The sequence below is a fragment of the Streptosporangium minutum genome, assembly GCF_002149035.1.
Lineage (GTDB): Bacteria > Actinomycetota > Actinomycetes > Streptosporangiales > Streptosporangiaceae > Streptosporangium > Streptosporangium minutum.
In genome coordinates this window covers 1-22,762 of sequence record NZ_NGFP01000103.1, presented here as the reverse complement: position 1 = coordinate 22,762, position 22,762 = coordinate 1, and the positions used below count along the sequence as shown (strand labels likewise).

Annotated in this window: 16 protein-coding genes and 1 pseudogene; 10 read left to right on the top strand and 7 right to left on the bottom strand. The window is 70.0% G+C overall.

The window, feature by feature from the left end; translation table 11 throughout:
• Window positions 1–62: 62 nt before the first annotated feature.
• Window positions 63–623 (bottom strand): DUF4352 domain-containing protein, encoded by a 561-nt coding sequence (locus CA984_RS22095; protein ID WP_242676095.1) that lies wholly within the window; start codon window positions 621–623, stop codon window positions 63–65.
• A 566-nt stretch (window positions 624–1,189) separates the two neighbouring features.
• On the opposite strand from CA984_RS22095, the gene CA984_RS22090 reads away from it, so the two are divergent.
• Genes CA984_RS22090 through CA984_RS22080 form a run of 3 tightly spaced genes read left to right on the top strand, consistent with a single transcriptional unit; the run spans window position 1,190 to window position 3,663 of the window.
• The gene (locus CA984_RS22090; RefSeq protein WP_086575390.1) at window positions 1,190–2,053 is read left to right on the top strand and encodes an ABC transporter substrate-binding protein; all 864 of its coding nucleotides are present in this window, start codon (window positions 1,190–1,192) and stop codon (window positions 2,051–2,053) included.
• Between the two features lie 3 nt (window positions 2,054–2,056).
• Window positions 2,057–2,905 (top strand): amino acid ABC transporter permease, encoded by an 849-nt coding sequence (locus CA984_RS22085; RefSeq protein WP_086575387.1) that lies wholly within the window; start codon window positions 2,057–2,059, stop codon window positions 2,903–2,905.
• Window positions 2,902–3,663, top strand: a complete 762-nt coding sequence (locus tag CA984_RS22080) for an amino acid ABC transporter ATP-binding protein (RefSeq protein ID WP_031159938.1) — start codon at window positions 2,902–2,904, stop codon at window positions 3,661–3,663. The genes CA984_RS22085 and CA984_RS22080 overlap by 4 nt, the downstream gene beginning before the upstream one ends.
• A 219-nt stretch (window positions 3,664–3,882) precedes the next feature.
• On the opposite strand, the gene CA984_RS22075 is transcribed toward CA984_RS22080, so the two are convergent.
• The gene (locus CA984_RS22075; RefSeq protein WP_386487934.1) at window positions 3,883–4,305 is read right to left on the bottom strand and encodes a PaaI family thioesterase; all 423 of its coding nucleotides are present in this window, start codon (window positions 4,303–4,305) and stop codon (window positions 3,883–3,885) included.
• Between the two features lie 68 nt (window positions 4,306–4,373).
• Between CA984_RS22075 and polA the strand changes: the two genes are divergently transcribed.
• The 5 genes from polA to coaE all read left to right on the top strand — a co-directional run bounded on the left by polA (window position 4,374) and on the right by coaE (window position 11,727).
• On the top strand, window positions 4,374–7,085 hold the full coding sequence (polA, locus tag CA984_RS22070) for a DNA polymerase I (RefSeq protein WP_086575383.1): 2,712 nt from the start codon (window positions 4,374–4,376) through the stop codon (window positions 7,083–7,085).
• A 73-nt stretch (window positions 7,086–7,158) separates the two neighbouring features.
• Entirely contained in the window at window positions 7,159–8,277 is a 1,119-nt protein-coding gene (locus tag CA984_RS22065) for a polysaccharide deacetylase family protein (RefSeq protein ID WP_242676094.1), read from the top strand.
• A 213-nt stretch (window positions 8,278–8,490) separates the two neighbouring features.
• Window positions 8,491–9,999, top strand: a complete 1,509-nt coding sequence (gene rpsA / locus CA984_RS22060; protein ID WP_086575379.1) for a 30S ribosomal protein S1 — start codon at window positions 8,491–8,493, stop codon at window positions 9,997–9,999.
• 253 nt (window positions 10,000–10,252) lie between these two features.
• Window positions 10,253–10,708 (top strand): GNAT family N-acetyltransferase, encoded by a 456-nt coding sequence (locus CA984_RS22055; protein ID WP_086575377.1) that lies wholly within the window; start codon window positions 10,253–10,255, stop codon window positions 10,706–10,708.
• Window positions 10,709–11,127: 419 nt separating this feature from the next.
• The gene (gene coaE, locus CA984_RS22050; RefSeq protein WP_086575408.1) at window positions 11,128–11,727 is read left to right on the top strand and encodes a dephospho-CoA kinase; all 600 of its coding nucleotides are present in this window, start codon (window positions 11,128–11,130) and stop codon (window positions 11,725–11,727) included.
• A 271-nt stretch (window positions 11,728–11,998) separates the two neighbouring features.
• On the opposite strand, the gene CA984_RS22045 is transcribed toward coaE, so the two are convergent.
• Window positions 11,999–13,264 carry an epoxide hydrolase family protein gene (locus CA984_RS22045; RefSeq protein ID WP_086575375.1) on the bottom strand — a complete coding sequence of 422 codons (1,266 nt, stop codon included), beginning with the start codon at window positions 13,262–13,264 and terminating at the stop codon, window positions 11,999–12,001.
• Window positions 13,265–13,327: 63 nt separating this feature from the next.
• Between CA984_RS22045 and CA984_RS22040 the strand changes: the two genes are divergently transcribed.
• A complete protein-coding gene (locus CA984_RS22040; RefSeq protein ID WP_086575372.1) occupies window positions 13,328–14,287 on the top strand; it encodes a helix-turn-helix transcriptional regulator in 960 nt (319 codons plus the stop codon).
• A 485-nt stretch (window positions 14,288–14,772) separates the two neighbouring features.
• Here the strand turns inward: CA984_RS22040 and CA984_RS22035 are convergent, their stop codons facing one another.
• From CA984_RS22035 to CA984_RS22025, 4 genes and pseudogenes are all read right to left on the bottom strand, one after another.
• The gene (locus CA984_RS22035) at window positions 14,773–15,156 is read right to left on the bottom strand and encodes a ricin-type beta-trefoil lectin domain protein (protein ID WP_165781359.1); all 384 of its coding nucleotides are present in this window, start codon (window positions 15,154–15,156) and stop codon (window positions 14,773–14,775) included.
• A gap of 220 nt (window positions 15,157–15,376) precedes the next feature.
• Window positions 15,377–15,439: pseudogene (locus CA984_RS49300) on the bottom strand (IS200/IS605 family transposase); the annotation flags it as partial.
• Window positions 15,440–15,504: 65 nt separating this feature from the next.
• A complete protein-coding gene (locus CA984_RS48775; RefSeq protein ID WP_207620979.1) occupies window positions 15,505–15,648 on the bottom strand; it encodes a transposase in 144 nt (47 codons plus the stop codon).
• Window positions 15,649–15,668: 20 nt separating this feature from the next.
• Window positions 15,669–21,374: a WD40 domain-containing protein gene (locus CA984_RS22025; protein ID WP_086575366.1), complete on the bottom strand. Its 5,706-nt coding sequence runs from the start codon at window positions 21,372–21,374 to the stop codon at window positions 15,669–15,671.
• Window positions 21,375–21,486: 112 nt separating this feature from the next.
• On the opposite strand from CA984_RS22025, the gene CA984_RS22020 reads away from it, so the two are divergent.
• Window positions 21,487–22,677: an ArsB/NhaD family transporter gene (locus CA984_RS22020; protein WP_086575363.1), complete on the top strand. Its 1,191-nt coding sequence runs from the start codon at window positions 21,487–21,489 to the stop codon at window positions 22,675–22,677.
• The last annotated feature ends 85 nt before the right edge of the window (window positions 22,678–22,762 follow it).

Sequence of the window (22,762 nt, the reverse complement as noted above, 5' to 3'; positions counted from 1 at the left end):
GCTGTAGCGGGTGATGTCGGCGGGCCCGTTCCGCGCGGATGCGCGGGGCGGGCCCGCTGTCGTCAGGCCAGGGGGACCTCGACGCCGCCGGTGCTTCCGCGGATGCCGAGCGGCGGGTCGCCGAACAGCCGGACCGCGGCGACCTTGGCCTCCTTGGGGATGTCGAACCACAGGTCCATCTCGACCCTGACCCCGGCGCCGAGGGGGAGCGTGTCGGGCTGGCGTTTGATGGCCTGCGCGAACCTGTCGATGCCGTAGGCCGCGCCGTCGGCGGTGACGAGTTTCTGCCGCTTGGCGTCGAACCCGGAGTTGGAGCGGGCGGAGTTCTCCACGACGATGCGCACGACCACGTACTGGCCTTTGGCCGGCCATTCGGCGTGGGTGCCGAACAGAATGCTCTGGCCCGTCTGCAGGCCGATCACCTGGAAGCGGCCGTCGCCGTCGGACACGGGTGCGGCGCTGACCGGACGCTCGCCGGCGCGGACCGGGCGCGGGGCCAGCTCGTAGGTGGCGGTGGGGGTGGCCGAGGGCGCGGCGGATCGCGGCTGGCCGGTCCCGGTGCAGCCGGTGAGGAGCACGCCGCACAAGGCGGCACCGGTGAACCTTATTGGGAGGTTGCGCACATCGGGCAACATAACCGAGTCTGGTCGCCGAATTCAATGCGCCGGCGACAACCGGTGGCGGTGTGCGTCCACCGGCCGCGATGAGCGGTCCCGGCGAAGAGCGGCGTCCACGGCTGTCCAGCGGCGTCGCCGGTGGTCGTCAGGCCGTGCTGCAGCCCAAAAAGAGGGCATTAGTGAGATTTGTTGGAATTTAGGAGAATCGGCGGGAAACCGGCTCCGGGCCCGTGCCGCGGATGCGGGAGAGCTGTCCCGACGGACGGCCTGCGGTGCACCCGGTAGACGAGTGAAACCTACTTGAAGTGCAGATATAGGCTATTTTATGTTCCAGGATTCGAGCTCAACCGGTCCGAGTCCTGGACGGTCGGCTCAAAGAGGAGTCGTTGACCGTTCGATGAACGGGCGCGTCAGGATCCATGCCCGGGACAGGGTATTGATCAGACGACTCCGAGCGTGGTTGTTGTCCGAATTGTGTCGTATCGGTGATCTGCATGGTCATGCAGGTGGGGCAGCATCACCAGCACTGAGGTAGCTGTTCGAGATGCGACATTGACCGTAAGGAGGCCTTCGTGGGCCTGAGTTTTGTTCCCCGTCGCGCGCTCGCAGTGGGCGCGATGGTCGTCGCCGGCGCGCTCGGCCTGTCCGCCTGCGGCGGTGGTGAGACCACCGGCGCGAGCACGGGTGACGGCGCCTCGTCGAACGCCCCCGCAGCCGCGAGCGGTCCCAAGCTGGTCTCTCCCGGCAAGCTGACCACCTGCACCAACCTTCCCTATGAGCCCTTCCAGTTCAAGGAGGGCGACAAGGTCGTCGGCTTCGACGTCGACATCGTCGACCTGGCGGCCAAGAAGCTCGGTCTGACGCAGGAGATCGTCGACATCGACTTCGCCGTCATCAAGAGCGGCGCGGCGATGGCCGCGGGCAAGTGCGACGTGGCCGCCGCGGGCATGACCATCACGCCGGAGCGCCAGGCGAACATCGACTTCTCCGTGCCCTACTTCGACGCCACGCAGGCGCTGCTGGCCAAGAAGGGCCTCGGCGTCAAGACGCTGGAGGAGATCAAGGCCAAGAACCTCAAGCTCGGGGCCCAGGCCTCGACCACGGGCCTTGAGTACGTCAAGAAGCAGGGCCTCAACCCCAAGGAGTTCGCCGACTCCCCCAAGGAGCTCCTGGGCCTGCAGTCCGGCCAGGCCGACGTGATCGTCCAGGACCTGCCCGTCGTCCTGACCTGGCTCAAGAAGCCGGAGATCGCCGACAAGTTCGAGCTGGTCGGCAGCCTGGACACCGGTGAGCAGTACGGCATCGGCCTGAAGAAGGGCGCCGACCCGATCCTGCTCAAGACCATCAACGACACGATCACCACCGCCAAGTCGGACGGCACTTACGAGCAGATCTTCGTAAAGTGGTTCGGCAAGAAGCCCGGCGAGCTCGGCTGATCCATGACCGACCAGTCGACGAAGACCGAGCCCGGTCCTGACGGGGGCGTCCCCGTCAGGACCGGGCTCAGTCCCCGCAAGAAACAGCAGATCAGCAGGGCAGTCCAGTACGTCGTGCTGGTGGCCGCGGTCGTCTTCCTCCTCATGCGCATCGAGTGGGGCAAGCTCGCCGAGAACTTCGCCAAGCCCGAGGTCGCGGCCGAGACGCTGCCGGACCTGTTCACGGTCGCCCTGAAGAACACGATCATCTACTCGGTCGGCGGTTTCTTCTTCGCCTTCCTGCTCGGCCTGCTGTTCGCGCTCATGCGGATGTCCTCGGTACGGCCGTACCGGTGGATCGCGATCGCCTACATCGAGATCTTCCGCGGCCTGCCCGCCCTGCTGATCTTCCTGCTCATCCTGTTCCTGCCGCTGGCCCTGCCGGGCTTCGAGGTGCCCGGCGGCACCTACGGCCAGGGCATCCTGGGCCTGACCATCGTCGGCTCGGCCTACATGGCCGAGACGCTCCGCGCCGGACTCCAGGCGGTCCCCAAGGGGCAGATGGAGGCGGCGCGCTCGCTGGGCATGTCGCACGCGCGGGCCATGACGACCATCGTCATCCCGCAGGCGGTGCGCATCGTGATCCCGCCGACGACCAACCAGTTCGTGTCCCTGCTCAAGGACTCCTCGCTGGTGCTGTTCCTCGGCGTCTCCGGCGAGTACGTCGAGCTCACGAAGTTCGGCAACGACATGGCCTCGACCTTCGCCAACGCCACGCCGATCCTGGTCGTCGGCGTGACGTATCTTCTGGTCACCATCCCGCTGGGCTACCTCGCGTCCCGGCTGGAGAAGCGTCAGGCGAGGGGACGGTGACTCCGGTGAACCACGCGGTCGAGATCCGCGACCTGCACAAGCACTTCGGCAAGCTAGAGGTGCTCAAGGGGATCGACTTCGCCGTCGACCCCGGCCAGGTCGTCTGCGTCATCGGCCCCTCGGGGTCGGGCAAGTCCACGCTGCTGCGCTGCGTGAACCTGCTGGAGCAGCCCACGTCCGGGAGGGTGGTCCTGGAGGGCGTCGAGCTGACCGACCGCGACGTCGACATCGACGCCGCGCGCCGCCGGGTCGGCATGGTCTTCCAGCAGTTCAACCTGTTCCCTCACATGACCGCGCTGCAGAACGTCATGGTCGCCCAGCGGCGGGTGCTCAAGCGGGGCAGGGCGGAGGCCGAGAAGATCGCCAGGGAGAACCTGGAGAAGGTCGGCATCGCCGACAAGTGCGACGCCTATCCGCTCCAGCTGTCCGGCGGGCAGCAGCAGCGCGTCGCCATCGCCAGGGCGCTGGCGATGAACCCGGCGCTGATGCTCTTCGACGAGCCCACCTCGGCGCTCGACCCGGAGCTGGTCGGCGACGTGCTCACCGTCATGCGCAAGCTGGCCGAGGAGGGGATGACCATGCTCGTGGTCACCCATGAGATGGCCTTCGCCCGGGACGTGGCCGACCGGGTGGTGTTCATGGACGGCGGCGTGATCGTCGAGGACGGCCCGGCCGCCCAGGTGATCGGTGAGCCGCAGCACGAGCGCACCAAGTCGTTCCTGCGCCGCGTGCTCGACCCGACGCACACCGACGTCTAGAGGTCGATCCGGTACGGCCCGCGCCCGCGTGGTGCGGGCCATGCCGCGTCTGCCTGGCCGTACGAGCCCGGGGGAGACCTTTGGCACCGTGCAGAGCTTCCCCGACCCCGCACGTTTTCTACTCGGCCCCCCCACGGGCATCGCTGTCACCCACGGTAGCGACTCGTGTGGCAAGAGTGCAAAAAGGGGAGGTCCTGATACGGGCGAATACTCGTGGGGTCAGGCGTCACGCAACATGCAGGTGAGGCGTGAGGTGCACACCCGGCGGCCCTGCTCGTCGGTGATCGCGATGTCGTAGGTGGCGATCGTCCGGCCCCCGTGGATCAGGGTCGCCACACCGGTGACGTGACCGGACGTGGCCGAGCGGTGGTGGGTGGCGTTGATCTCCACCCCGACGGCGATGCGTCCGGGGCCCGCGTGCAGGGCCGCCCCGGTCGAGCCGAGGGTCTCGGCGAGCACGCACGAGGCGCCGCCGTGCAGCAGGCCGTACGGCTGGATGTTGCCCTCGACCGGCATCCGGCCCACCACCCGCTCCGGGGCGGCCTCGGTGATCTCGATCCCCATCCGCTGGACGAGCGTGTCCCTGTGGGAGACGCCGAACTGCTCCTCCATGCGGCGCGTCACTTCGTCGGGGTCTGTCATGGTCAAGGGGATGTCTCCTGTCGTGCGGGACCAGGTTTTCTGTCGCACCAGGAGACTAGGCTTCCGGTGTGCCGAAGAGCGAAGCGACCCCCACTCGTCCGTGTCTCCTGCTGCTGGACGGGCATTCACTGGCCTATCGGGCCTTCTATGCCCTGCCCGAGGAGAATTTCTCCACGACGACGGGTCAGACGACAAACGCGGTGTTCGGGTTCACGTCGATGCTGGTCAACGTGCTCCGCGACGAGCAGCCCACGCATGTGGCGGTCTGCTTCGACCGGTCGGAGCCGACGTTCCGGCACGAGGAGTACGCCGACTACAAGGCGAACCGGAGCGCGAGCCCCGACAGTTTCCGCAGCCAGATGAGCCTGATATACGAGATGCTCGACGCGCTGCGCGTTCCGCACCTGTCGCTGGCGGGCTACGAGGCCGACGACCTGATCGCCACCCTCGCCACCCAGGCCGCCGGGCAGGACATGAACGTGCTGGTCGTCACCGGCGACCGCGACGCGCTCCAGCTGGTCGACGACCGCGTCACGGTGCTGATGACCCGGGTCGGGATCAGCAACATGACCAGGTTCACCCCCGAGGCGGTGCTGGAGAAGTACGAGCTCACCCCGGCCCAGTACCCCGACTTCGCGGCCATCCGCGGCGACTCCAGCGACAACCTGAAGAACATCCCCGGCGTGGGGGAGAAGACCGCGGCCAAGTGGATCCGCGAGTTCGGCTCCCTGGAGGAGCTGGTCAACCGGATCGACGAGGTCAAGGGCAAGGTCGGCGACAAGCTCCGCGACCACCTCGACCAGGTGCTGATGAACCGCCGTCTCACCCAGCTCATGCGCGACGTCCCGCTGGAGCGCGAGGTCTCCGGCCTGACGATCGGCCAGGGAGACCGCGAGGAGATCAACAAGATCCTCGACACGCTGGAGTTCCGGGGAGAGCTCCGCGACCGGCTGTTCAAGACACTCGCCTCCGCCGAGCCCGAGGTGGAGGAGGGCTTCGAGGTCGAGGCCGTCAGGCTCGGCCCGGGCGAGGTGGCCGGATGGCTGCGCGCGCTGCCCGAGGGCAGGGCCGGGCTGGCCTTCAAGGGCTCCTACGGCAGCGGCACCGGCCGGATCGACAGCATCGCCGTCGCCGCGCCCGACGGCCCCGACGCGGACGGCAGGCGCGGCGCCGCGTTCATCGACCCCACCACGCTGACCGAGGCCGACGAGGCGGCCCTGCGCGCCTGGCTCGGCGACGAGTCCAGGCCCAAGGCCGTGCACGACGCCAAGGGGCCGATGCTGGCGCTGTGGGCGCAGGGGATGGAGCTACGCGGCCTGACCTGTGACACGGCGCTGGCGGCCTACCTGGCGATGCCGGGGCAGCGGACGTTCGCGCTGGAGGACCTCGTGCGGGCCTACCTCCAGCGCGAGCTGCGCAGCGAGGCCGAGACCGGCGGCCAGGCCAGCCTCTTCGACGACGAGGACGACGACACGGCCCGGGAGCTGGGCCTGCGGGCACTGGCGGTCAGGGAGCTCGCCGACGCGCTGGAGGCGTTCCTGGAGCCGCGCGGCGGCACCCACCTGATGCGCGAGGTGGAGCTGCCGCTGGTGACCGTCCTGGCCGAGCTGGAGCGGGCCGGGATCGCCGCCGACGGCGACTACTTCAGCGGCCTGGAGGCCGAGTTCGGCGCCGCGGTGAAGCAGGCGGTCGAGGCGGCGCACGCGGCCGTCGGCGAGCAGTTCAACCTGGGCTCGCCCAAGCAGCTCCAGGAGATCCTGTTCGTCAGGCTCAACCTGCCCAAGACGAAGAAGACCAAGACGGGCTACACCACCGACGCCGACGCGCTGGCCTGGCTGGCGGCCCAGACCGAGCACGAGCTGCCGACGATCATGCTCAGGCACCGCGACCAGGCCAAGCTGAAGGTCACGGTCGAGGGCCTGGTCAAGGAGATCGCCGACGACGGGCGGATCCACACCACGTTCAACCAGATCGTGGCGGCCACCGGGCGGCTCAGCTCGGAGAAGCCCAACCTGCAGAACATCCCGATCCGCACCGTCGAGGGCCGCCGGATCCGGCAGGGCTTCGTGGTCGGGCCGGGCTACGAGACCCTGCTGACCGCCGACTACAGCCAGATCGAGCTGCGGATCATGGCGCACCTGTCCGGTGACGAGTCGCTGATCGCGGCCTTCGAGTCCGGGCACGACTTCCACAAGACCACCGCCGCCCGGGTCTTCGACATCGAGCCCGATCAGGTGACGGGGGAGATGCGGGCCAAGATCAAGGCCATGAACTACGGCCTGGCCTACGGCCTGTCGGACTTCGGGCTGGCCGGGCAGCTCAACATCCCGGTGCAGGAGGCGAAGGCGCTCAAGGAGGAATACTTCGAGGAGTTCGGCGGCGTCCGCGACTTCCTCAACGCGATCGTCGCGCAGGCCAGGCAGGACGGCTACACCGAGACCATCATGGGCCGCCGCCGCTACCTGCCCGACCTCAACAGCGACAACCGCCAGCGCCGCGAGATGGCCGAGCGGATGGCCCTCAACGCGCCGATCCAGGGTTCGGCGGCCGACATCATCAAGGTCGCCATGCTCAACGTGCAGAGCGCCGTCAAGGAAGCGGCCCTGGGCTCCCGGATGCTCCTGCAGGTCCACGACGAGCTCGTGTTCGAGGTGGCCCCCGGAGAGCTGGAGACCCTGCGCGAGCTGGTCACCGACCGGATGAACGCCGCCTACTCCCTGCGTGTCCCGTTGGAGGTCTCGGTGGGCGTCGGGCGCACCTGGGAGGACGCCGGACACTGACGATTGCCCGGCCTGCCCGACTCTGTTCTAGGGTGGTGGATTCAGCCAACACCTTGACGRGCACGGGAGTTTTGTGCGGAGTTCATTCCCCCTACCGCAGATCATCATGATGGCCAACGTCGTGGTGGTGGCCGCCGCAGTGGTGGTGCTTCTCACGCTGCCCGCGGCGGTCGTCCCCCAGGCCGCCCCCATGGCCGGCGCGGCGACCGGCGCGGCGACGGGCACTCCCTCGCCGACGCCGTCGCCCTCGCCCGATCTCCCCACGGCCGACCTGCCGCCGCCGGTCCAGGCCACTCCGGAGTTCGCCCGCCAGGTCAAGGCCAACGAGGCGGGGATGGTCCCGGTGCTGATGTACCACCGGATCATGAAGAAGCGGCTGGCCTCCATCGACCGCACGCCCTCCCAGGTGCGCCAGGAGATGGAGAAGCTGGCCCGGGGCGGCTACGTGCCGGTCACCGCGCAGGAGTTCGTCACCGGGAAGATCGACATCCCGGCGGGTAAACATCCGGTCGTGCTGACCTTCGACGACGGGCACGCGAGCCACTTCGCGCTGGACGGCAACGGGATGCCGGCCAGGGACACCGCGGTCGGGATCATCTACCAGGTCGCCAAGAAGTATCCGAGCTTCCGTCCCGTCGCCACCTTCTGGGTCAACCAGCAGCCGTTCGGCCTGCGCAGCCAGAAGGACCAGGCGCGCGCCGTGCAGTGGCTGACCTCGCGCGGCTTCGAGGTGGCCAACCACACCTGGGGCCATCCCTACCTGCCGGGGCTGTCGAAGCAGAAGGTCGCCGAGCAGCTCGTCCGGGTCGAGCGGCTGCTCAAGAAGCTCGGCACCGGTCCGTCCGACACGCTCGCGCTGCCCTTCGGCGCGATGCCGCGCAAGAGGTCCACCGTGCAGGCCGGCAAGTGGGACGGGACCCGCTTCGCCTTCAAGGGGGTCTTCCTGGCCGGCGCGCAGCCGTCGGTGTCGCCCTTCGTCAAGGATTTCGACTGGCGCGCCATCCAGCGGGTCCAGAGCAACGGGAAGAAGGGCGAGTGCCGCAAGTGGTGCTCGCAGTACTGGCTGGAGTGGCTGAACAAGCACCCCGACAAGCGCTACACCGCGGACGGGGATCCCGATCGCGTATCCGTACCGCAAAAACTTCGGGGTATCATCGGCTCCGAGCGGAGACGGCAGGTCAACGCGTATTAACGTCCTGCTTCCGGCGTGTCGTGCCTTCGGATTGACCAGACTCGTCTGGTCTCATATGCTGATCGCTGCGCTGTGGGCTCGCGCGTGTCTCGGACGGAGTGGGCTCGCGCTCGGTCAAGCCGGTGAATCCTGGAATCCTTCGGCTTGAACGATAAGAGGCCTGCCGCGTGTTCGCCACATCGACATCTGTCCGCGTTCGGAGCAATTCCACACATGACGAGCAGCACTGAGGCCACCTCGAGCACCCCGCAGGTAGCGGTCAACGACATCGGGTCCGAGGAAGACTTCCTCGCAGCGATCGATCTGACCATCAAGTACTTCAATGACGGCGACATCGTCGAGGGCACCGTCGTCAAGGTCGATCGAGATGAAGTTTTGCTCGACATCGGCTACAAGACCGAGGGTGTCATCCCCTCGCGTGAGCTCTCGATCAAACACGATGTCGACCCCGCGGACGTCGTCGAGGTTGGCGAGCACGTCGAGGCCCTGGTCCTCCAGAAGGAGGACAAGGAAGGGCGCCTGATCCTGTCCAAGAAGCGCGCTCAGTACGAGCGGGCCTGGGGCACGATCGAGAAGATCAAGGACGAGGACGGCATCGTCACCGGCACCGTCATCGAGGTCGTCAAGGGTGGACTCATCCTCGACATCGGCCTCCGTGGCTTCCTGCCGGCGTCCCTGGTCGAGATGCGCCGCGTCCGCGACCTTCAGCCGTACGTGGGCCGTGAGCTCGAGGCGAAGATCATAGAGCTGGACAAGAACCGCAACAACGTGGTTCTCTCCCGCCGCGCCTGGCTTGAGCAGACCCAGTCCGAGGTGCGTCAGACGTTCCTCAACACCCTGCAGAAGGGTCAGGTCCGCAAGGGCGTCGTCTCCTCGATCGTCAACTTCGGTGCGTTCGTGGACCTCGGCGGCGTCGACGGTCTGGTTCACGTCTCCGAGCTCTCCTGGAAGCACATCGACCACCCCTCCGAGGTCGTCGAGGTCGGCCAGGAGGTCACCGTCGAGGTTCTCGACGTCGACATGGAGCGCGAGCGGGTCTCGCTGTCGCTCAAGGCGACGCAGGAGGACCCCTGGCAGCAGTTCGCCCGTACCCACCAGATCGGTCAGGTCGTCCCGGGTCGCGTCACCAAGCTGGTGCCGTTCGGTGCGTTCGTCCGCGTCGAGGAGGGCATCGAGGGCCTGGTCCACATCTCCGAGCTGGCCGAGCGCCACGTCGAGATCCCCGAGCAGGTCGTCCAGGTCGGCGACGAGATCTTCGTGAAGATCATCGACATCGACCTGGAGCGTCGTCGGATCTCGCTGTCGCTCAAGCAGGCGAACGAGAGCGCGACCGGCGCCGACATCGAGTTCGACCCCACGCTGTACGGCATGGCGGCGACCTACGACGACCAGGGCAACTACATCTACCCCGAGGGCTTCGACTCCGAGACGAGCGAGTGGCTCGAGGGCTTCGAGAAGCAGCGTGACGAGTGGGAGCGGCAGTACGCCGAGGCCCAGACTCGCTTCGAGGCTCACAAGAAGCAGGTGGAGGAGGCCCGCAAGGCCGAGGCCGAGGCGGGCGAGGCTGCCCCCACGTCCTACTCCGGTGAGACCCCGGCTGCCGGTTCGAGCTCCAGCTCGAGCTCCAGCAGCAGCAGCTCCTCCGCTCCGGCGGCGGGCGCCCTCGCCTCCGACGAGGCTCTCGCGGCTCTGCGCGAGAAGCTCGCGGGCGGCCAGAGCTGACGCCGGCGCAGCAGTAGGGATCTGAGGATCTGAGAAAGGGCCCCGCTCCGGCGGGGTCCTTTTTCGTGCGCGCGGCCGTCGGGGTCCGAGGTGTGACCGTCGTCGGGTGTCGGGTCCGAGGTGTGACCGTCGTGCGGTCCGTCGGGTCCGAGTTGTGACCGTGGTTGTGCAGGCGTTGAGGTCCGAGGGGTGACCCTCACGAGGGTTTCGGGCTCTGGGCCGTGACCGTCATGCGGGCGTTAGGGTTTGGGCTGTGACCGTGATCGAGTGGGCCGAGCCCGAGGACACCGGCGAGATCCTGACCGTGCAGCGGGCCGCCTACGTGAGTGAGGCCCAGCTCTACGGCGATCCGTTCATCCCGCCGCTGGTGGAGTCGGCCGAGCAGATCCGCAAGGTCATCGAGACCGGCGTGGTGCTCGTGGCCCGCGAGGGGGAGAGGATCGTCGGCGCGGTCCGCGGGCAGATGTCCGGCACGACCTGCAGGGTCGGCCGCCTGGTGGTGGCACCGGACGCGCAGGGGCGGGGTGTCGGCGGCGCCCTGCTGACGGCCCTTCACCACGAGGTCGCCGCCGCCGTGGCGTTCGACCTGTTCACCGGGCACCTGTCCGAGGGCAACCTGAGGCTCTACCGCCGTCATGGCTACCGCGAGATCCGCCGGGAGCGGATGAGCGACCATCTGACCATGGTCCACATGCGCCGGGAGCTCTAGGAGCGACCGTAAAAATCGTAAAATATCGGCCTATTTCATTCTCTTGCGAATGACGGCGGGCTGGGGCCTCGTGCTCCGGACAGCGGGAACACTCCGGTCCGCCCGCTCTCCGGCCCGAAGGACCGCTCTCCGGCCCGGGAGACCACTCCCTGGCCCGGGGGACCACTCCCCGGACTGATGGGCCTGCTCCCTGGCCCGGAGGACCGCTCTCCAGTCCGATCGCCCGCTTCGGGGCCTGGAGGACCGCTCTCCAGTCCGATCGCCCGCTTCGGGGCCTGGAGGACTGCTTCCAGGCTCGATCGGCCTGTTCCTCGGCCGGAGACCGCTTCCGGGCCCGACGGGCCTGCTCCCCGGTCCGGAGGACCGCTCTTCTGACGGCCTACTCCGGGGCGTGGGCCGTACCGCGTATGCTGCGGATCATGCTGAAGGTGGGTCTTACCGGCGGGATCGGGTCGGGCAAGAGCGAGGTGTCGCGGCGGCTGGCGTCGAAGGGAGCCGTGGTGATCGACGCCGACAAGATCGCCCGGGAGGTGGTCGAGCCGGGGACCGGCGGGCTGGCACGCATCGTGGAGATCTTCGGAACCGAGGTGCTGCGCGAGGACGGGTCGCTCGACCGGGAGAAGCTCGGCTCGATCGTCTTCGCCGACTCCGGGAAGCTGGCCTCGCTCAACGGCATCGTGCACCCGCTGGTCGGAGCCCGGGTCGAGGAGCTGCAGCACCAGGCGGACGAGAGCGCGATCGTGGTCTACGACGTGCCGCTGCTGGCGGAGAACAACCTCGCCCCGATGTACGACGTCGTGGTCGTCGTGGACGCCGCGGACGAGGTCCGCCTCGCCCGTCTGACCGGGATCCGAGGCATGAGCGAGCAGGACGCCAGGGCCCGGATCGCGGCCCAGGCGGATCGCGAGGACCGGCTGAAGATCGCCGACCTCGTGGTGCCGAACGAAGGATCGCTGGAGGACCTCGGGGCCCGGGTGGACGAGGTCTGGACCGAGCTGTCCGCCCGCGCCGCCGGCTGAGACTCCGATCGCGGCTGTCAGGTCCTTGGCCGCGAACCGTCCGAGCCTGCTCCGCAGGGCGAGACAGGGCAGCGCGAACCGTCCGAGCCTGTTCCGCAGGGCGAGACAGGGCAGGTCGTGGGCGTTCAGCCTGAGTCCCCACTCGACGGCCGCGGCAACCGGCAGGTCCGCGCGGCGCAGCAGCGACTGCCGTTCCAGAACCACGTGGTTGAGCGCCCGCGGGCACAGCAGGTCGGTGCCTGCTCGACGCGCCGGACCACGGGCGCCCATCTCAGCGCACCTTACGGAAGAACTCGCGAACGTCGCCGACCAGCAGGTCCGGCGCCTCCATCGCGAGGAAGTGCCCGCCCTTGCCGAGCTCGGTCCAGTGCACGACATGGTGATCGCGCTCGGCCCAGCGGCGGATGGTCACGTCATGGTTGGAGACCAGCACACCGGTCGGCACCGTTCCGCGCTGGGGTGCTGCCCACTCCTCCGTGCCTTCGCCCCAGCCCTCGCCGGCTCCGGTGCTGTCACCGGAGCCGGCGTTCCAGTCACCGGAGTCGGTGCTCCTGTCACCGGAGTCGGCGTTCCAGTCCCCGGCGGCATCGGCGCTCCAGGCGTTCGCGGAGATCTCCTCGTAGTAGATCTGCGCCGCCGATCCGGCTGTGCCCGTCAGCCAGTACAGGCAGACGTCGGTCAGGATGCGATCGCGGTCGATGCTGTCCTCGGGCAGCCCGTCCTCGGGGTCGGTGAGTTCCTTGAACTTCTCCACGATCCAGGCGAGCTGGCCGACGGGTGAATCGTGCAGACCGTAGGTCACCGTCTGCGGCCGCTTGGAGTTGCACTGCAGATAGCCGTCGTTGAAGTCCTGCATCGCCTGCCAGCGCCGCTGCTCGACCTCGGACAGGCCCTCCATCTCCCCCTCCGCCCCGATCGGGAAGGTGATCAGAGCGTTGACGTGGACGCCTATGACACGGTCCGGGTCCTGCCTGCCCATCTGGGGGGCGACCCACGAGCCGGTGTCATAGCCGTGCACGCCGTACCGCTGGAACCCGAGCTGGGACATCAGCCGCACGAGCACCCCGGCCATCCTGGCCGCGCCCATGCCCGGCCCGGCCAGCGGCGTGGAGAACCCGAAGCCCGGCAACGACGGGATCACCAGATGGAAGGCGTCGGCCGGGTCGCCGCCGTGCGCGCGGGGATCGGACAGCGGGCCGATCACGTCGAGGAAGTCGGTGAACCCGCCCGGCCAGCCGTGCAGCAGCAGCAAGGGCGTGGCGTCGGGCTCAGGCGAGGGCACGTGCAGGAAGTGGAGGTTCTGCTCATCGATGGTGGTGAGGTACTGCGGGTACTCGTTGAGCGCCGCCTCCCGCGCCCGCCAGTCGTAGCCGGTGCGCCAGTACTCGGCGAGATCCTTCAGGTAGCCCAGCGGCACCCCCCGGCTCCAGCCAACACCCGGCAGCTCCTCCGGCCAGCGGGTGTTGGCCAGCCGTACACCCAGGTCGTCGAGCTGGGCCTGCGGGATGTCGATACGGAAAGATCGGGTGTTCGTCATGCCTGTGAACCTATGAAGCCCTTAGGACGGGTCCGGTCCTAAAGGTCTGGCAATCTTGAGGACATGTCGGGGACCTCCGCACGGTTGCTCAGGCTGCTGTCGCTCTTGCAGACCCATCACGACTGGTCCGGGGCCGAGCTCGCCGACCGTCTGGGCGTCACCACGCGCACGGTCCGCCGGGACGTCGAGCGACTGCGCAAGCTCGGCTATCCGGTGAACGCCGTTCAGGGGACGGCTGGCTACCGGTTGGGGGCCGGCGCGTCACTGCCGCCGCTGCTGCTCGACGACGACGAGGCGGTGGCCGTGGCGGTCGGGCTCCGCACGTCGGCGGGCGGCTCGGTCACCGGGATCGAGGAGACCTCGCTGCGGGCACTGACCAAACTCGAACAGGTCCTGCCCTCCCGGTTGCGGCACCGGGTGAACACACTGCACACGGCGACCGTCCGGGTCGGCGCCACCGGGCCCGCGGTGAGCCCGGACACGCTGATGGCGATCGCCGACGCCTGCCGTCGCCACGAACGGCTGCGTTTCGACTACACCAGCCCCCGCCGCGGCGACACGGTCCGGTCCGTCGAGCCACACAGCCTGGTCAGCTTCGGCCGGCACTGGTACCTCGTCGCCTGGGACACCGACCGCGATGACTGGCGCACCTTCCGGGTGGACCGGCTACGGCCGCGCACGCCGACCGGCCCGCGATTCGCGCCCAGACAGCCACCCGGCGGCGACGTCGCGACCTATCTGGCACACCGGCTCTCATCACGGACCTGGCCGTGCCAGGCGACCGTCAGCCTGCACGGATCAGCCGAAGCCATGGCCGACCGGGTGTGGCCGGGCATGGGCGTCGTCGAGGCCGTCGACGACCACACCTGCCTGCTGCACGTCGGCGCCGAAACCCCGTCGGCACTGGTCTGGATGATCACATCGGTGGACACCGACTTCACCCTCGTCAGCGGCCCACCAGCACTCGCCGACGCCCTCCGCACCCAGGCCACCCGCTGCCTGCGGGCCGTACGAGTGCCGTAGCCCCCATCCGAAGGGCCGGCTCGTCGCTCCCGCGACAGAGGGTGGAGGATCGCTTATCAGGAAGTCGCCTTCACCGGCACATCCAGCCTCTCGRTGAAGCGCTACCGCTATCGCGGCGGCAAGGCGCCCCGGCCCGCCCCAACCCGGCGCCCCGTCCTGAACCGCCAGATCACGCCCTCGATTGCTGTCGCGGCCGCTCGGGGTACGGGCCTTACCTGCCGATCGGCAGGTAAGGCCCGATGAACTCCCACTCCTCGTCTGTCAGCCGGACCCGCGTCATACAAGACGACCTGCCGGATCAGGTCCGGACACAAGGGCAAATCCCGCAGATCGATCACAACCCGATACGCGCCCTGGATCACGAGGTGTCACATGAATTACCCAGAGCTGCTTCAGGGCTGGGGGCGCGTTCGGGAGAAGACCCCCGAGTGCAGCCGCCCGATCCGGTTCCGGTGTTCCTCAGCCCCCGTGTAGCGCCCGCGTGGTCAGGCCAGGGTGTCCTTGACCTTGATCTGGCCGCCGTCGACCACGAACCTCTGGTTGGCGTGGTCCATGCACTGCCACAGGCGCATCCCGGTGTTGTYGGCRCGCGCGTTGGTGGTGTCCAGGCACACTTCCCGGCTGGTGCCGATGGTGTCCTTGACCTTGATCTGGCCGCCGTCGACCACGAACCTCTGGTTGGCGTGGTCCATGCACTGCCACAGGCGCATCCCGGTGTTGTCGGCGCGCGCGTTGGTGGTGTCCAGGCACACAGGGGCCGCGGCGAGGGCAGTGTCGGCAGCGGGCGTGGATGCCGCAGCGGGCAGGGTGGTGACTGCGCTCACGGCGGTGATAGCGGCGGCGACCAGCAGATGGCGGGCAAGCAACATGGTGTCTCCCGGAAAAGGTTGATCAGAACACGAACACGATCCCATGACTGAGAGTGATTGATCAATTACATTCAGCTGTCATTCCTTCGGGGCAGTCCGTCGACCTGTTCTGCCACGGCCTGCCCGGATGGGGTGGCGGCGGACTCGGCGCACCATCGCGCCAGGGCGGAGGCGCCGGCGACGCCGAGCGGTGCCGTGACGGCCGGTTCATGTGAGCGGATCAGTCCGGCCGTTTCTGGTTTTCGATGTACTCCTTGATGATCGACAGTGGGGCGCCGCCGCAGGAGGCGGCGAAGTAGGACGGGGACCAGAAGCGCCCGCTGTCGACGCACGTGCGGGCCGAACTCTTTACGCAGGAGCCGAGACGCCCTCGAGGGAGTCGACCAGGACCGACAGGTCCACTTCGGCCGGATGGTGGACCAGCAGGTGCACATGATCGTGCTCGCCGTTGAACTCGACCAGGACGGCGCCGAAGTTTCGGGAGCCCCTCACGGGGAGGCCGTCCGGCGCGGTCAGAACTCCGCGTCCAGCGCGATCTGCCCGATCGCGGGCAGGTAGGCGTCCAGCTCTCCGGGCTCGAACCTGCGGGTCCCGATGACGTACCAGAACTGGCCCGCCGCCTCACCCGCCAGCTTGTAGCGGCCGTCCGGCGCGATCGCCGCCCATCCCTCCGGCAGGCCGAGGAGAGCCGCTCGCTGGGCGGGAGCCGTACCGGGGCGGAGGTCCCAGAGGATCGCCACGCCGTCGTCGCCCGCGCTGGCCAGCAGGTCCCCGGCGGGGGCGAAGGCCAGCGACCAGACCCGGCGGGTGTGCCCGGTCAGCGCGTGCAGGTGCCGGCCGGTACGGGCGTCCCAGAACCGCACCGCCGGGTCGTCGCCCCCGGTGGCCAGCAGTGAGCCGTCCGGGCTGAAGGCGACGGCCCACAGCCGCCCGGAGTGGCGGGTGAGGGTGTGGAGCAGCCTGGGCCGCCACGGGTGGCCCGGCCGCGGATCGGGCCGCAGGTCCCACACGCGGGCGTCGCCGTCGCTGCCGGCGCTGGCCAGCGTGGTTCCGTCGGGGCTGAAGACCACCGAGTACACCCGGTCGGTGTGGCCCTCCAGGGTCGCCACGCACGCACCGGTCTCGACCTCCCAGACCCGCGCCAGCCGGTCGTCGCAGCCGGTGGCCACGTGGCGGCCGTCGGGGCTGAAGGCGATGGAGCGGACCCTGCCGTGGTGTTCGGCGAGCTTGACGACCTGGCGGCCGCTCGCCCGGTACCAGACGCGGACGCTGTCGTCGTCGTTGGCGGTGGCGAGATGGTCCCCGTCGGGGTTGAACGCCTCAGCCCATACGTGGTCGGTCTCGACGTCCAGCTCGCGCTCGTAGTCGCCGGTGGCGGCGTTCCAGAAGTGCACCCCGCCGTCGTTGCTCGCGGTGGCGATCGTGGGGCCGGTGGGGCTGAAGGCGGCGGAGATGAGCCGGTCGGCCTGCCCGGTGAGCTCCCGCAGGCGGCGGCCCGTGCGCGGCTCCCAGATCCGCACGACCCCGTCGTTGCCGCTGGTGGCCAGCATGCTCCCGTCGGCGCTGAACCGCACCGAAGTGATCTTGCGGCCGTGGCCGCGCAGGACGCGCTGGCACTGCCCGGTGGCCGGGTCCCAGAGCCGGACGGTGCCGTCGTTGCTGCTGGTGGCCAGCTGGCCGCCGCCGGGCCGGAAGGCGAACGGCCAGACGGAGCCGCGGTGCCCGGCCAGCTCCATCCGCTCACGTTCCTCGGTGACCCCGTGCAGGTGGACCGCGCCGTCGGAGTCGGCGCCGGCCAGCACCGAGCCGTCCGGGCTGAAGCCGACCTGGTAGACGGCCGCCCGATGGCCCGTCCGGATGCCGCGTGAGGCGCCCGTGACCGGATCCCACAGCCGGATCGCGCCGTCGGTGTCGCCGGTCGCCATCAGCCGTCCGGAGGGTGCGAAGGACAGCGCGTAGACGCTGCCCGTGTGCCCGGTCAGCGCGTGCAGGACCTGCCCGTCCCGGGGATTCCAGATCCGCACCACGCCCTCGCGGTCGCCGGCGGCCAGCAGCGTGCCGCCGGGGTCGTAGGCGATGCGGTAGACGGAGCCGCGGTGCCCGTTCAGGGTCCGGATGAGCTCTCCGGTCCGCACGTCCCACATCCGCACCGTCCCGCCCGCGTCGCCGGTGACGAGCGTGCCGCCGCCCGCGTCGAACGTCGCGGTGTAGATCGGCGCCAGGTGGCCGGGGAGCTCCCGGTGCGGCAGGCCGGTGGCGGTGTCCCAGATCCGTACGGTGCCGTCGGCGCCGCCCGCGGCGATCAACCGCCCGGTGGGGCTGAACAGCACCGGCCACACTCCGTCGCGATGCCCGGAGAGCACGTGGGAGGCGCTCGCGGTGACCGGGTCCCAGAGCCGGACCGTGCCGTCGCTCGCCCCGGTGGCGAGCAGGTCGCCCGAGCCGCTGAAGGTGACGGCGTAGACCCGGCCCCGGTGACCCTGCAGGTTTCTGACCGGCAGGCCGGTGGCGCTGTCGCAGAGCAGCACCCCGCCGTCGTCGCTGCCGACCACCAGGGTCTCGCCGTCGGGGCTGTAGGCGACGGGATCGGGCAGCCTGCTGGTCTGGAAGTGATAGCCGTACGGCACGCCGATCGCGGCCGGGGCCAGCTGGGCCTCCACCGGCAGGCCCGGCGCGATCGCGGCGCCGCGCAGTTCGGGGACGCCGGTCACCGTACCGGTGACGTCGATCAGTGCCGCCCGCTGCCAGCGGCTGCCCGCCAGTGCCACGTCCCGCAGGTCCGCCCTGGCCAGCCGGGCCCGCGTCAGGTCGGCGCCGCGCAGGTCGGCGCCGGTGAGCCTGGCCTCGTCCAGCCGGGCCCCGGTCAGCCGCGCGTCACGGAGCACGGCCCGCGACAGGTCGGTCCCGACCAGGGTGGCGTCGGTCAGGTTGGCCCCGGTGAGGTCGACCTCCCGCAGGTCGCGCGCCGACAGGTCCTCGCCGCGCAGGTTGGCGCCGCGCAGGTCGGCCATGGCCGGGGTGCGCAACCGGGTGGTGATCTTGATGGCGTTGGTCCGGGAGACGTCGTCGGCGCCGGGGTCGGCGAGCACCTCCGCCGCCCAGGCCTGGCAGGCGCGCACGTCGGCCAGGTCGCACAGGAAGTCCACCGTGAGCTGCGACAGCGGCCTGCGCGCGAGCGTCACCGGGTCGGCGAAGGTCATGGCGATGTGCCGGGCGACCAGCCACTCCATGACCGACGAGTGGATGAACCCGAACAGCCCCTCCTCGGTGCGGACCATCAGGCTGCCGGTCCCCACCGCGTGCGCGGTCTGCTGGCCCGACAGCTGCCCGTCCGCCAGGCCGGTCAGCGTCTCGGCGATCTCGGCCAGCTCCACCGGCCGCAGGTAGGACTCCCCGCTCTCCCACAGCCGCAGTGCCAGCGTGGTCACCGCCTGCCGCAGCTCCCCGGCGCGCAGCCCGGCCGGCGCGCCCGGCACGTCCCGCACCCGGCGCTCCTCGAAGGCGAGCCAGGAGCCCATGATCTCCTCGTACAGCAGCGCCGCGCTGATGGTGTGCCGGGCCTTGGCGACGGTGGCCAGGCGCTGGTCGTCGAGGTCGGCGATGAAGCTGAGCATGCGCGGGTTCCTGGCCAGGCCCAGCAGGTCCTCGATGTCGCCCATCAGCGAGAGCCGGTCCCCGGCGGCGCCCTCGTCGCCGTCGTAGCGGTTGACGAGGTAGGAGCGGATCTGCGGGCCGGTGAAGTCCTCCACGCTGAGCAGACGCCGCTGCGGCAGGAGGCCCACCTTCTCGCCGAGCTTGGTGAGCACCTGGGCGCTGGACTTGAAGTGCTGGGAACGGCCGGCCACGACGATCTTCGCCTTGTCCTCGGCGGCCTGCAGCAACGTGTCCAGGTGGTCGGCGGCCCGGTCGTAGGTCACCCGGGTCACCAGCTCGTCGAACCCGTCGAACAGCAGCACGATGCGGCCCTGGCGGAGCATGTAGTGGAAGGCCTTCAGGTCGATGACGTCCTCGCCGTGGTTGGCCAGGTGCGCGGCGACCAGCCCGTCCACCGAGTGCGCCTTGTCCAGCGCGCGCAGCTCGATCAGGATCGGCACCAGGTGGGGCAGCTCCACCGGGATCCGCCTGGCCAGCTCGCGCAGGGCGAAGGTCTTGCCGTGCCCGAAGTCGCCCAGCAACAGCAGGAACCGGCCGTGGTCGGTGGCCAGCAGACGCATCAGCTCGTCGGTGAGCCCCTCCCGGACGCGCCGGTCGGGACGGTCCAGCTCCCGGAAGCGCTGCGGCACGTACAGCCCCTGCGGGTAGCGGCGGTCCCCGCGCAGCCGCGCCGTCTGGTCGGCCACGTATCCCGTCAGGTCGAGCAGTCCCTGGAACTCGGTGAAGCTGCGCAGCCGCAGCCCGCGCCGGGTCATCTCCTCGCGCAGCGCCTGCGCGGGCGGCGGCCCCTGGTAGACCAGCTCCGCGCCGTGCTCCAGCCCGGAGGCGTGCACCTGCCCGGCGAAGGCCTCCACGTCCCGCCCGGTCAGCTCGCCGGCGTGGGCGCCTATCCTGAGCTGCCGGACGAAGCCGTCCTCCGGATAGGTGACCAGGAGCTGCGGGACGTCGCCGGTCACCCTCCTGATCTTGACCCGCTCGTGCCGGGCCTCGCAGACCTCGGCGATCCGGTCCAGCAGCAGCATGGCCGGGGCGGCCGCCCGCTCGGGCTCGGCCGCCGCGGGGGGCGCCGCCGGCGGCAGGGCGACGGGCGCGACACCCCCGGGGGAGAACGTCAGCCCCGTCCCGTGCCAGGAGCGCGACAGCTCCTCGGCGGGCAGCAGGGCGGCCCCGACGCGGTCCCAGCGGCGCAGGCCGCCGGAGGTCACCTCGACGAGCTGGTGGCGGCCCGGTCCCGGCGCGGGAAGGCAGGGCAGGCTCTCCGGGCCGGTGCCGCCCGCGCCGTGCAGCAGCAGGTTGAGCCGCCCGGCCAGCAGGTGCTCAAGCGTCGCGGTGTCACGCAGGTGCGCGGGAGCGGGCGGGTGGGCGATCGCGCCGATCCGCAGCCAGCCCGCCTCCTCGAACGGCCGCAGCCGCTCGGCGAACCACGCCGCCTGCGCCTCACCCACGGAGCCGTACCGGTCCTCCTCGCGGTGGCTCATGGCCATGGTGGAGTTCAGCCCCGCCACCACGACCTTCAGGTCGGGGACGGCGAAGAGCGTCCACGGCTGGGCGCTGTCGAACTCCGGTCCGTCGAGCCCGAGGTAGAGCTCCTCGAACAGGCCGGTGAAGTGGCGCCACTTGGGCCAGTACGGCGGCTGCGGGCGCACGTCGTCGGCCTCGCAGTTGCTGAAGTACGCCCGGGAGGCGGCCTTGGTGATGTCTCTCGGACCGGGCACGACGATCAGCCGCTGCGGCTCCAGCCCGAGCAGCACCCGCAGCCCGGTCAGGAACGCCGCGGCCTCGCCGAACTCCCGGCGGCTGCCCGACTCGGTCAGGTCTCCGGTCACGACCATCAGGTCCGGCCGGGGCAGCCCGGCGTCCCGCAGCCGGGTCAGGTCGGCCCAGATCCTCGGCTGCAGCTCCTCGGCCGTCAGCGGCTCGTCCTCGGCGGCCAGCCCCCGGCCGAACCGGGGGCCGGCGACGTGCAGCAGCGTGATCGACTCACGCGGGACGTGCGCCGACGGCCCCGCCGGATACGCGGGCGGCGCCACCGGAGTACGGCGGGCCCGCGCCGTCCCGCGTCCGGACGGCGCGGACAGCACCTCGCCGGGGATGGTCGCCGGGCCGTTGGGGAACGACGGCCGCTCCAGCGGCTTGGCCCGGCCCGCCAGCGCCTGGCCGATCCGGTTGAGCAGCAGCGCCCGCGCCTGGTCCGGATCGGCCACCCCGACCAGGTCCACCCAGGTGATGGTGGACAGCAGCCCTTCCAGCGGGCAGTCCTCCAGCCGGATCGTGACCAGCTTGTTGGAGGGGTTGTCGGGGTCGGCGCGGAGCGCGGCCTGCCACTCCATCCGTCCCCAGCGCGACTTGAGGTAGTTGCGCGACAGCACCGCCACCACGAGCGCGGCCTCGCTGACACCCCGGTCCATGAACTCGATGAACTGGGTCCCCGGCACGAAGTCCCAGGCCTGGATCATCGTCCGGTATCCGGCGGCCTCCAGCTCCCACGCGATCCACGACGCCCAGCGCTCGTCGGCGGGGGAGTAACTGACGAAGATGTCGACCGGCCTGTCGTCGCGCGCCATCGCGTCCCACCCCTCGCCGCCGTGTCCGGGAGTTCAGTATCGCCTCTGGTATCGGGGTTTTGGAGGACTTCGATCAAGCACAGGAGTGCGATCTTGGCCCGCCTCGTAGATCATGGTCGGTGTGCTGCGGCGACTGAGCGTTCTCGACTGGATCCGGGTCGGCCTGCTGGGGCTCGGTCTCCTCGCCGTCGTCACCGAGCTGCTCCCCGTGGAGGAGGCCGCGGGCGAGGTGGGGCGGATCGCGCCCATCCTGCTGTTCCTCGCCGCCGTGATCGTGCTGGCGGAGCTGGTCAAGGAGGCCCAGGTCTTCGACGTGATCGCGGCCAGGCTGGCGATGGCCGGGCGGGGGCACTACGTCGCGCTCTTCCTGCTGTGCACGGCCTTCGCGTCGCTGGTCACCATGTTCCTGAACCTGGACACGACGGCGGTGCTGCTGACGCCCGTCATGCTCGCCCTGGCGGCCAGGACCGGGATCGCCGCGCTGCCGCTCGCCATGACCACGGTCTGGCTGGCCAACACCGCCAGCCTGTTCCTGCCGGTGTCGAACCTGACGAACCTGCTGGCCATGGAACGGCTGGGCCTGTCGACCAAGGAGTTCGCCGGGCGGCTCTGGCTGCCGCAGCTCGTCTCCGTCGCGGTCACCATGGTCTTCCTCTGGGTGTTCTTCTGGCGGCGCGGCCGGCGCGGCGCCGACCGTTACGACCCGCCGCCCCCCGTGCCGGTCGCCGACCCGCTGCTGTTCCGGACGGCGGCCACGGTGTGCGTGCTGTTCGTCGCCGCGATCCTGCTGGAACTGCCGATCCAGGTGGCCGCCCTGGCCGCGGCGGTGCTGATGATCGCCGCCTTCGCCTGGCGCGACAGGTCGAAGCTCACCCTCGCGCTGTTCCCGTGGCAGCTCCTCGTCTTCGTCACCGGCCTGTTCCTGGTGGTGCCCACCCTCAGCCGGTACGGCCTGGCCGGCCTGATGAGCGCCCTGGCCGGGACCGGCGGCGACGGTGACGGGGCCTACCGGGCGGCCGCCGTGGGGGCGGGCCTGTCCAACCTGATCAACAACCTGCCCGCCTACACCGCGGTGGAGAAGGTCATCCCGGTGGTCAACCAGGATCAGCTGCTGGCCCTCCTCATCGGCACCAACGTCGGACCGGTGATCACTCCCTGGGCCTCGCTCGCCACCCTGCTGTGGTTCGAGTGGTGCCGCCGGAGGGGGGTGCGGGTGCCGATGCTCACGTTCGTGCTGGCCGGGGCGGGGCTGGCCGTGGTGGGCGTGACCGCGACCGTGGGCGCGCTGCTGCTCACCGCCTGACCGCCTCCAGCAGGTCCTCCTGGAGCCCCACCCGGCTCGCGACGAAGTCGTGCCCGTCCCCGGAGAGCGGGGCGCAGTCGCAGGG